We start from the raw sequence: 10,102 nt of genomic DNA, 5'->3' as shown, positions 1-10,102 counted from the left end.
GGGCGGGGATCAGTGTGCGGGCGTTGTCGAACATGGAGCGCGGGCGCGCGCGGGGGCCGCGGCTGCGCACGGTGGAGGCCTTGGTGGCGGCGTTGGGACTGGACGGCGTCGTGGGCCAGGAGTTGGAGGACGCCGCCCGGTTGGGTCGTCCGCGCGCCGTCGGCGGACGGGGCCCAAATCGTCCGCCGGAACGGGGCCGGGGTCGGGGGCTATCGGTGAGCATCCGCTGGCGCTGCCGCGTGATCTCCGTGACTTCACCGCGCGCGGGCATGCTCTGGAGGATCTGCGCGTGCTGGTGGAGCGGGGTGATCCCGCGCATCCTGCCGTGGTGGTGGTGTGCGGACAGCCGGGGCTGGGGAAGACCGCCTTCGCCGTCCACGCCGCCCACGTTCTGGCGCCCGGTTTCCCCGACGGGCAGTTCGCTGTCGACCTGCGCGGCATGGACCCCAAGCCCACCGCGCCGCGCGAGGCGCTCGCCCGGCTCCTGCACGCGTTCGGCGTGGCCGAGGCCGCCGTCCCGGCCGCCACCGACGACCGTTCCGGCCTGCTGCGCTCGGTGCTGCGCGAGCGCCGGGTACTGCTCCTGCTGGACAATGCCGCCGACGAGGGCCAGGTCCGCCCCCTGCTGCCCGGCCACGGCCCCTCCCTGACCCTGGTCACCAGCCGGCGCTCTCTGGCCGGACTCGAATCCGTCCACAGCACCGAGCTGGCGCTGCTGCGCCGGGAGGAGGCGGTCGAACTCCTCACCCGCGTCATCGGCCCCGACCGCGTGCACCGCGAGAGCCAGGCCTCCCGCGACCTCGCGGAGCTGTGCGGGCACCTGCCCCTAGCCGTGCGCATTGCCGCACAACGCCTGGCCTCCCGCCCCGGCGAGACCCTCACCAAACTCGTCGCCCAACTCGCCGAACACGAAACACGCCTGGACCACCTCGAGGCCGGGTCCCTGCGGGTGCGGGCCGCCTTCGCCCTGTCCTACCAGCAGCTGCCCCCGTCCGCACGCACCGTCTTTCGCCGCGCCTGCCTCGCGGACGGCCCCGACTTCAGCCCCACCACCGCAGCCCTGCTCGCTGACCTGCCCCTGCGCCAGGCCGCCCGATGCACCCAGCACCTCACCGACGCCGGACTGCTCCAGCCACACCCCACCGCCGACCGCTACCGCTTCCACGACCTCCTGCGCCTGTTCGCCGCCGAACAGCTCGCCGAAGAGGACGAGCCCGCGCACATCACCGCCGCCCGGGACCGGGCCGACCGGTGGGCACTGCGCCGGGCCACCGCCGCAGCCCGGCTCTTCGACACCGAACCCCACCCCGACACCCCGCCGGACCCGGCCACCGCGGTCGCCGACCGGGACCGGGCCCGGATCTGGCTGGAGGCCGAGCGGCCCCAGTGGCTCGCAGCCCTGCACCGCGCCCACACCGCCGGCCACCACCAGCAGGTGATCGACACCGCGCAGGCGATGCACTGGTTCTCCGACCGCACCCCGCACTGGGAACTGTGGGCGCAGGTCTTCCGGTGCGCCGTCGGCTCGGCCCGCGCCCTGGGCAGCAGGCGCGACGAGGCCGTCCACCTCAATTACCTCTCCTGGGCCTACAACATGTGCCTCTACGACCACACCGCCGCCCTGACCGCCGCCCAGCACGCCCTGGCCGCGGCCCGCGAATGCGGTGATCAGCTCCAGATCGGCTGGGCCCTGGGCTACACCGCCGGAGCCCTCCACCGCCTCGGCCGCACCGAGGAGTCCATCACCCGACTGCACGAAGCCACCGAGCATCTCCGCCAGCAGACCGGCGCACCCAGCCGCCTCGCCGAACTCACCGTCCTCAACAGCCTCGGCCACCACCTGCGCCAGGTCGGCCGCCCCCACGAAGCCCTGACCGTCCACCGGCGCAGCGAAGCCATCTGCCGCGCCGGCGTCCCCGGACAGTTACCCGAACTCATCGGCCTCTATCTGGCGGTGACCCGCCAGCACCTCGGCAACGACCTCGCGGCCCTGCACCGATGGAACGAGGCCGAAGAACCCCTGCGCTACGCGCTCACCCACTTCGAGGCAGCACAGATGCCCGCCTGGAGCGAACCCGCCCGCCTCGACCTCGGCATCGTCCTGCGCCACCTCAACCGCCACCACGAAGCCCATACGACCCTGACCACGGCCCACGATGCCCTCGTCCGGTTGGACAACCCCCGTCAGATCAAAGCCGCCGACGAACTCCACCAACTCAACTCGGTGTTCGACATCGCTGGCCACCCGACCGACTGAGAATGGATTGGAGAAACCGGTGTCACCGTCTGCAGCTGTTACCTGCGATTCCCAGAAACGACCCTTTGCCCGAGCAAGATCAAATAGAGCCGGACGAAGATCACCAGAGACGGATCGACTCTCAGAACCCGTTCGCGCTCAAAAGCGGCAAGGGTGGGGTTCTGAGACTTGCGTTGTGCGAAAATCCGGGGTCATGACGGACCCTCAAGAATCTTCCCCCGAACCAGAGTCCGAAGCCGATCACGTCGAGCGCCATCCGTGCCCCAAGTGCAAGGCCGCCCCCGGCTCGCCGTGCCGCTCGCGCTCCGGCGCGGTCACGAGCGCGTACCACACCGGCCGCTTCACCAAGGTGCCCACGCTGGCGAAGGAGCTGCGGGTGCCGACCCCGGCCACCCGGGGTCCGGGGCAGCCGTGGCGGCCCGGCAAGCCGCTGCCCGCGGCCGTCGACCCCGACCTGCCGAGCGCGGATATCCGGATCGGTTACGCCCGGTGCTCGCACCTCAGCCAGGAGCTCGACTCGCAGTTGGACGCGCTCGCCAGGCACGGCATCGGCAGGGACAAGATCTTCAGCGAGAAGATCAGCACCCGGATCAAGGTCCGCCCCGCCTTCGAGGAGGCGCTGAAGACCGCCCGGGAGATCAAGGCACACGCCCCTCACTGCCGCGTGATCTTCACGGTGAACGAGATGAGCGACTGGGTCGCGACGCCGCAGAGCTGACCGCCCTCGCCGACCATCTGACCGAGCACGGCCTGGTCCTGGAGATGCTCGTCGGCCCCCTCGCCGGGATCTACGACCCCACCGGACCAGGAAAGCTGCTGTTCGGCTTCTTCGCCGCGATGGCCGAGACCGAGCGAGAGGCCATCCGTGAGTCGACGCTGGAAGGGCTGGAGACCGCGGCCCGCAAGGGCAAGTACGGCGGCCGGCCCCCGGTCATCACCGACGACATGCTGCACACCGTGCTGCGGCGCAAGGCGAACGGCGAGTCCGTCGAGCAGATCCAGCCCGCCCTGATCATCCCCACCGGTAAACGCAAGGGACACAACCCCAGCGTGGCCAGCATCTACCGGGCGCTGGCCGAGCACGAGAAACAGCAGGCGTACCCCGAGGCCACAGAAGCGGCCCAAGCCGACTTCGCCGCCCTCCAGCAGCGCGACCGCAGCCCCGTGTAGTCACTCAGCGTTACTCGCCACCTGGCGGCAGCTATACGAGAACAGGGCCGATGAAAGCAGCATTGGCGGGGCGCAGCGGTTCCTGTCCGCGTTCACCGGGATCTCACCCCACTTCCGACCCGACCGCCACCACATGACCGCCCCCGACCACCGAGCCGAGATGACCATCCGCTTCGCCGTCTGGGACCAGATCACCGGTGCTACCGCCCTGCCCACCGCCGCGTGACCCAGGCCCCCGCCCGACCCCTACCACGCCCTGACGCGCCCTCAACCGATCAACATCCCACCAACGTGACCACGCAGTCAGGGACGGTTGACCGTACGGTCGGGAGGGGTGCCCTGACAGGACGGCATTCTCTGGGTTGGCCTCGCGGTCACTTCGCACGTGAGCGGGGCCAACAGCGACGACGATCCGCTGCGCCTTGGTCGGAGGATGCGGCTGCTTGCCACGGTCCAGGCGCTGCTGGCGGACCCGTCGATCGCCGGGCTGAAGGATGCGCCGAAGTTGGCGGCGGTGGTGCTGTACGCGAAGTCACGGGCGCCCAGGGGTAAGAAGAGCGACAACCAGACCTCGATCAGTGGCGGTGACTGGTCCGGACCGGCCAGCTGGGCTGCGGTGGTGGCGAGCCGCTCGCGCAGCTCGAAAATCGGACGGCGATCCGCAAGCCGCCCGACCCGCCCCGGCGGTGTTGCGTCCGTTCGGGTGGTCGCGGGCGCTTCGTCAACAACAACGACATCGTTCCGCACCTCCCGCCCGAGCCCGCCTACACCCACGTTGACGCGCTGCGCTACTTCGACGCCAGCGGCCGGCTCCACCAGGCCATGCCCATGGTCGCGATGCTGCAGGACCGGGCCAAGGGCCTGGGCGCCGACCTGTTCGCCCCCGAGACCGACGCCATCAAAGACCACCACCTGCCCAACTACATCACCGCGCTGGAGAAGAACCTCACCACGACCAACTGAACACCTGCGCCACAGTGTCCCCGCCGTAGCTACGGTCCTCTGGACGGCTATCCGGAGCCAAGCCCGATCCGGCGGGGCATGGAACAACGATGCCGTCGAACCGAGCGGCGGGCGGCCACCGAGCAGCAACTGCACGAGACCGTGACGGCCAGGGCATGGGCGAAGGCGTACGAGTGGGAGCAGTACCGCGCCCGGCAGGCCGAAGCGAAGGCAGCCCGCGCCGCAGCAGCCGCCGCGCAGCCGGCCGACGACGTCCCGGCCGCGCCGATGGCGCCGGTCGTGCTGCCCGCGCCGCGTCCGCTCGCCGCGCCCGACCCGGTCGACGGCGACGACCAAAAGCAGGAGCTCGTCCTCGAGGACCTGACCTGTGAGCAGGTCCTCGCCCAGGCATACACTCGTCACCCCGAACGCTTCGGCCGCCGTCCCCAACCACCCGCAATACCCCAGACAGCCTGGATCAACGACCCGACCTGGCGTTACTACGCTCCTGGCGACCACTCACGGTCACCAGGAGCGTAGTAACGCTGCCCCGCCGAACAGTTCGGCGGGGCGATAGTTCGGCGGGGCGATGCAATCACAGTGGTCGGGTCGCCCGGGGGGATCTCACCCCCGGGCTCCCACAGAACGGAGCGTGACAGTCTCCCGTCACTCCGCTCTTGTCACTCTGATCACCAGAAACACGGTGTCCACGCCCAGTGGGCGAAGAGCCTGGGATGCCGGCTGGTGATGCGCTGCCAGCACCTGTGGGCTGACTTGAACGACCGAAATCGCTTGTACTTCTTGCGGATCCAGCGCATCAGGTAGGCACTGATACGCCGCAGGAGGGGCAGCAGTTCGGAGCGGTAGAACGCTCCGTAGTACTGCATCCAGCCGCGCACGATCGGGTTGATCCTGCGGGCCAGTTCGGCGAAGGTGAGGCCGATCCGCAGGTGAAGCCGCCAGGAGCGAACCTCCCCGCTGATCTTCTTCAGGGCCTCCTTGCTGATCGCGGGCAGGAAGTTGGTGAAGTTCTTCCCCTTCCTGTTCCGCGCTCTGCGGGCTTGGAACGTGAACCCGAGAAACGTGAACGACGTGTGCTCGTAAGCGCCGCGCCGGTTCCCGTCCTTGCAGTACACGATCTTGGTCTTGTCGGGATGCAACCGCAGCCCGACCTCTTCCATCCTGTTCCCGAGCGCTGCCAGGACCTGTTGAGCCTGGCGCTCGCTGACGCAGTGCACGACCGCGTCATCGGCATACCGTTCGAACTGGACATCCCGGAAGTTGCGGACCAGCCACAGGTCGAACGCGTAGTGCATGAACAGGTTCGCCAGCACGGGCGAGACCGCGGAGCCCTGCGGGGTCCCCCGGTCCCGCTTCAGCAAGGAACCGTCGGGCAGTTGAAGCGGCGCTTGGAGCCACCGCTTGACATACAAAATCACCCACACGGCATCGGTGTGAGTCTCCACGGCCTTGACGATGAGGTCCCACCGGACGCTGTCGAAGAACTTCTGAATGTCGAGATCGATCACCCAGTCCTTCCTCCAACACCGTTCCCGGCAGCGCTCCACCGCATCCAGAGCCGACCGATGTGGCCGATATCCATAGGAGTTCTCATGGAACGCAGGCTCCACCCGGACTCCGAGATGTCTGGCCACCACGGTCTGAGCAACGCGGTCAGCGACAGTGGGAATGCCGAGCATTCTTGTGCCGCCACCATGCTGCTTGGGGATCTCCACCGATCGCACCGGAGGGGGAAAGTACGTCCCCGATGACATCCGATTCCAGATCTTGTACAGGTTGCCCCGCAGGTCTGATTCGAAGTCAGCGATGGACTGCCCGTCCACCCCTGGCGCGCCCTGATTCCTCTATACCTCTTGGAACGCCTCCCAGACTTCCCACTTCGAGATCTCAAACGACTTCTCCGGTGACTTCAACTGGTTCATCGACTCCTCCCGGAGCACGTCCGGTTGGTCAAGCTCCCACAGTCACGAGTGACCCGGCCCCTTCGCTCCACCCTCATTACAGGGGCTTCAGCACTACTACGGGCCGGTCCGCCGACATGCCCCGCGACGGTACTCGGCTCCTCACGGTGTTCGCCGCTTGGAGTGCTCCCTCTCGCGCCCGTTCCGGGCTGCGGTGTCGGGGCATGTCTTCCCACGTTCCGTACAAGAGCAGCAGATCAGGCTCACGTCACCTCCATGCCGGACACCGCCTGGCCAATAAACGGGAACCCGCCAGCCTCATCCCGGAGCAAAAGCCATCGCCCCGGTTTTGATGCCAATTGAGTTGGATAACGACACGTCGTCAGTGATTCGCTCGCGCTCGTCTTCCTGATCCCTACCTGACACTTCAAAGGGTGCCTTTTCCACATCGCTCACCACGGTCGCGTCACCGCTCCCGCAGCATGTGGCAGTTTGAAGCCTCCCCCCGCAGGGCGGCTCCGAAGGGCCAAATCCTTCATCTCTTGCACAGCATCAATCGCAGCGGCTCCCCTACATCGAGCCCCTCCTCTTGTTCGTGGCACACAGCCATTTCCAACCTGACGATGTGGAGGGGTGGTTGGTGGGCTGTACGAACTGATGAAGCTCCTGGTAGACGGGTTCACGACCAAGATCACCCGTGCCGACCAGGAGCTTCGTGTGCTTGTTTACCCATCGGCGATCGATCTGTCCAGCACGCACCTGCGGCACCTTGCTCAGCGCCTGGCTGCTCGCCGTCGTGAGATCGGCACCCGGTGGCGGCGGCTGACGCCGGGCGCCAGGCCCTGTTGGCCCTGGCCCACCTGCGCTGTGGCGACACCTACGCCCAGCTCGCCGCCGGGTCCGGCATCGGGATCGCTACAGTCTTCCGCTACATCCGTGAGGCGATAGAGGCCCTGGCCGCGCTCGCGCCGAGCCTCTCCGAGGTCATGCGGACCGCGAGCCGGCCGGCCTTCGTGATCCTCGACGCAACGCTCCTGCCGATCGACCGGATTGCCGCCGACACCCCGTACTACTCCGGCCAACATAAACGCCATGGAATGAACATTCAGGTCCTGACCGACCCGTTCGGACGGCTGCGGCGGGCTTCGCCGGCCCTTCCAGGTTCCACGCACGACCTGACCGCCGCCCGTGCTCACGGCATCGTCGAGGCACTCACCGGTGCACGGCTCAAGTGCTGGGCGGACAAGGCGTACCAAGGCGCGGGCGGACCCGTCCGGGTCCCGTTCCGGGACCGCCGCCTAAAGAGACGGAAGCGCCGCCACAACAGCAGCCACGCCAAGATCCGCTGCCTCGGCGAGCAGGCCATGGCCACTCTCAAGGGCTGGCGCCTCCTGCGGAAGCTCCGCTGCAGCACCAACCGGATCACCGACATCGTGAAGGCCGTCTTCGTCCTTCATCACGCATCAACGTGAGGTTGGAAAAGGCTCATTGGTCCAGTGACTTGAGGAGAAAGCCGACGTTGATTATGCGTACTGCGACGCCGCCTGCCGGCAGAAGGTCTACCCGCCGCCGACGGACCACGGGCCCGGCCCCGGACCCGGCCATGCATGGGACTTCACCTTGCTTGCCCGCCGGGCGCACGCCCGGCGGGCAAGCATCTGACCGGCGGCCCGGGAGCCGGATGGCGGCGGCCCCCTGGGGTAGCCCGGCGAGCCCGAGTCCCCTCGGCGGCGATAGCTCACGGCGCCCCGTGGTTGACCGAATGGTCCCGGATCTGGGACTCCATCGCAGCCCTCTCCCATCCGTCTCCCATGGGAGACGGATGGGAGAAAGATCTTCCCAATCAAGGCTGACTACGGCTAGCTAAAGCTGAGTAGGGCTAAGTTTCGGAGCGAATAGAAGCAGGTAGGCCGCCGAGCAGGCTCTTTGTCGACCCGACCGTTGATCCAGACGATCACGGTTCCCCCTCTTCCGTAGCCCCCCGTGGCTTGCCCGCAACACCCTCCCGCGAAAACCCGTTTGAGGCGATGCCGTTGCACGAACGCAACCACGGGCGGCCGTCGCGGGCGGCCCGGGGCACGGGGAGCGACGCCCCCGGAGCCGTAACGGGGACGGGCCGGACGTCGTTGGAGCGGACAGCAGAAGGAACGACAGGGGGGTGGACCGTGCTTCGCACCGTGCTTGAGCAGTTCCCCGCAGGAGGCCCGCGGGGCAGCTGGCCGGCGGAGGAGTTCGCGGCGGCCCGCCGGGGCGAGGGTGTCGCGGCCGAGGTCGTGATGGACCTGGAACAGGACGCGTTCCTGGTGGTCGTGCCGCAGCAGTACGCGGACCGGGGCCGCTGAGCACTGACGGGGCACACGAGTGAACGGCCGGTGCCACGGGGCAGCCCGCCTGTCCGGTGCCGCCCCGGAGCGCCGGACGCCGCGGGGCGGGCGGGGTTCCCGAGAACACACGGAACACACCCTGGCGCTCAGGGGGTGTCGCCCCGCCAGTCCCACTTGTACGGCTCATTCACCCTCGGTCCGTACTCGGCCCTGCCGCCGGCCCCGTAGGAGCCGATCTCGGTGATCAGGGCGGAGCCGTCCGCGAGGGCGACCGCCGTCCAGCCGGTCACGTCCAGCAGCAGCCCGTCGAGCGGGCCGCCCACCAGTTCCCGGTAGACACGCCCCGGCCGGGGCCCCGGATCGGGGTCGTCGTGATCGGCGCCGTACACCCGTCGCCGCATGATCTCGTCCATACCAGCAGGATCGCACCGACCACTGACAACTTCCTCGGTCAGCGGGTCCGTGTGACTCGATCGGAGGCATGTCCGCCCGTCCGGGCCGAGTGTGCCCGCAGCCCCGGGACGTGAGGAAGCATTGATCATTCAATTCCGCACCTGTTCAATCGATGGATGACCGAGACCGATGCCGGCCGGGAGGCCTGGGCCGCACTGTCCGAGGCCTTCCGGCCCTGCGAGCAGCTGGCCGGGGCGTGGTTGAGGGGTCTGGGACTCAACCGGGCCGCGCCGGCGGAGGTGCTGATCAGCCTCTTCGACGTGGGGCGGCACCCGAACGTGTACTTCCTGTACCGCGACGACCTCCCGGCCGGTGTCCTCGACGCCGCGGTCATCCACCCCTCCAGGCGCGTTCGCGCAATGGCCGCCGAATCGGGGAGGCTCTCGCCCGCCCAGTGGGACCGGCTCCTGACCGCCTCGCCGGATTCGCCGTTCCGCAGCGCTCTGGCCGAGCTGGCGGCGGAACAGGCCGCGTACCCGGAGTCAGGACGCCGGACCGGTGTCGAGCCGGCGCCCGGCTCCGGGCCCCGACCGCCTTCGGACCCGGCCGAGGTCGCGTCGATGGCCGCCACCGTCGCTGACATCGGCGTCGATGACCGGACCTACGCGGTGTGGTGGATCGCCGCCCTCCACGCCGACGCCGCCGTGATGCGTCAACTCGCCGTGTCACCGAACCTTCGGATCCGCCGCAGCGTGGCCCGCGCCCCACGCCTTCCGTCCGATGTCGTGGACCTCCTCGCCCACGACGAGGACCGCGTCGTGCGCCTCTTCCTCACGGAGTCCTGCGACGACGCCCCGGCGGAGCTGCTCCTGGAGGTGTGGAGCTGGTGGCCCGGCAGCTTCTCGTTCCCCGGGCGCCCCCGCAACCACCCCAACTTCCCCCGTCACGACCTGGTCCGCTTCGCCGAGGCCCCGGAGCCCCGGATGCGTCTTCTGGCGCTCGACGATCCCGGGTCGTGCGCTGCCCTCGTCGAACGGTTCAGCCGCGATCCCGATCCCCGGGTGCGCGGCAGCGCTGCCGGTGACGTCCGGCTG

Annotated in this window: 9 protein-coding genes and 4 pseudogenes; 9 read left to right on the top strand and 4 right to left on the bottom strand. The window is 68.8% G+C overall.

What is annotated here, in order from left to right; genetic code table 11:
• A partial coding sequence (locus tag J1C73_RS34465; RefSeq protein ID WP_242643659.1) for a hypothetical protein occupies positions 1-271 on the bottom strand: 271 nt, incomplete at its 3' end.
• Positions 272-289: 18 nt separating this feature from the next.
• Here J1C73_RS34465 and J1C73_RS03515 point away from each other — a divergent pair.
• The 4 genes and pseudogenes from J1C73_RS03515 to J1C73_RS03505 all read left to right on the top strand — a co-directional run.
• Positions 290-2,257: a tetratricopeptide repeat protein gene (locus tag J1C73_RS03515; protein ID WP_307797597.1), complete on the top strand. Its 1,968-nt coding sequence runs from the start codon at positions 290-292 to the stop codon at positions 2,255-2,257.
• 193 nt (positions 2,258-2,450) lie between these two features.
• Positions 2,451-2,975: a zinc finger domain-containing protein gene (locus J1C73_RS35390; RefSeq protein WP_278186505.1), complete on the top strand. Its 525-nt coding sequence runs from the start codon at positions 2,451-2,453 to the stop codon at positions 2,973-2,975.
• On the top strand, positions 2,915-3,427 hold the full coding sequence (locus tag J1C73_RS35385; RefSeq protein ID WP_278186506.1) for a recombinase family protein: 513 nt from the start codon (positions 2,915-2,917) through the stop codon (positions 3,425-3,427). The genes J1C73_RS35390 and J1C73_RS35385 overlap by 61 nt, the downstream gene beginning before the upstream one ends.
• A gap of 58 nt (positions 3,428-3,485) precedes the next feature.
• A pseudogene (locus J1C73_RS03505) lies at positions 3,486-3,653 on the top strand (IS6 family transposase); the annotation flags it as partial.
• Between the two features lie 77 nt (positions 3,654-3,730).
• Here J1C73_RS03505 and J1C73_RS03500 read toward each other — a convergent pair.
• Positions 3,731-4,243, bottom strand: coding sequence for a hypothetical protein (locus tag J1C73_RS03500; protein ID WP_207315031.1), 513 nt, complete (start codon positions 4,241-4,243; stop codon positions 3,731-3,733).
• A 12-nt stretch (positions 4,244-4,255) separates the two neighbouring features.
• Here J1C73_RS03500 and J1C73_RS35625 point away from each other — a divergent pair, with 12 nt between their 5' ends.
• Positions 4,256-4,390: a hypothetical protein gene (locus J1C73_RS35625; protein ID WP_307797596.1), complete on the top strand. Its 135-nt coding sequence runs from the start codon at positions 4,256-4,258 to the stop codon at positions 4,388-4,390.
• A 78-nt stretch (positions 4,391-4,468) separates the two neighbouring features.
• On the top strand, positions 4,469-4,909 hold the full coding sequence (locus J1C73_RS03495) for a hypothetical protein (RefSeq protein ID WP_123467459.1): 441 nt from the start codon (positions 4,469-4,471) through the stop codon (positions 4,907-4,909).
• Between the two features lie 149 nt (positions 4,910-5,058).
• Here the strand turns inward: J1C73_RS03495 and ltrA are convergent.
• Positions 5,059-6,222 (bottom strand): annotated as a pseudogene (gene ltrA / locus J1C73_RS03490) (group II intron reverse transcriptase/maturase); the annotation flags it as partial.
• A 786-nt stretch (positions 6,223-7,008) separates the two neighbouring features.
• Between ltrA and J1C73_RS03485 the strand changes: the two are divergent.
• A pseudogene (locus J1C73_RS03485) lies at positions 7,009-7,763 on the top strand (transposase family protein).
• Positions 7,764-8,456: 693 nt separating this feature from the next.
• Positions 8,457-8,633 carry a DUF8839 family protein gene (locus J1C73_RS03480; RefSeq protein ID WP_207315030.1) on the top strand — a complete coding sequence of 59 codons (177 nt, stop codon included), beginning with the start codon at positions 8,457-8,459 and terminating at the stop codon, positions 8,631-8,633.
• Between the two features lie 128 nt (positions 8,634-8,761).
• Here J1C73_RS03480 and J1C73_RS03475 read toward each other — a convergent pair whose 3' ends face one another.
• Positions 8,762-9,028 (bottom strand): hypothetical protein, encoded by a 267-nt coding sequence (locus tag J1C73_RS03475; protein ID WP_123467462.1) that lies wholly within the window; start codon positions 9,026-9,028, stop codon positions 8,762-8,764.
• Between the two features lie 156 nt (positions 9,029-9,184).
• Between J1C73_RS03475 and J1C73_RS03470 the strand changes: the two are divergent.
• Positions 9,185-10,102, top strand: a pseudogene (locus J1C73_RS03470) (hypothetical protein); the annotation flags it as partial.

Source organism: Streptomyces laculatispora, from assembly GCF_017353455.1.
Taxonomy (GTDB): Bacteria; Actinomycetota; Actinomycetes; order Streptomycetales; family Streptomycetaceae; genus Streptomyces; species Streptomyces laculatispora.
Note: the sequence above shows the minus strand (reverse complement) of the source record. Positions and strands in the feature narration are given on the sequence as shown.

Coding starts and splice junctions, on each gene's coding strand:
- J1C73_RS35625 (WP_307797596.1), top strand. CDS start 4,256: ATGGTCGCGATGCTGCAGGACCGGGCCAAGGGCCTGGGCGCCGACCTG.
- J1C73_RS35390 (WP_278186505.1), top strand. CDS start 2,451: ATGACGGACCCTCAAGAATCTTCCCCCGAACCAGAGTCCGAAGCCGAT.
- J1C73_RS03475 (WP_123467462.1), bottom strand. CDS start 9,028: ATGGACGAGATCATGCGGCGACGGGTGTACGGCGCCGATCACGACGAC.
- J1C73_RS03495 (WP_123467459.1), top strand. CDS start 4,469: ATGGAACAACGATGCCGTCGAACCGAGCGGCGGGCGGCCACCGAGCAG.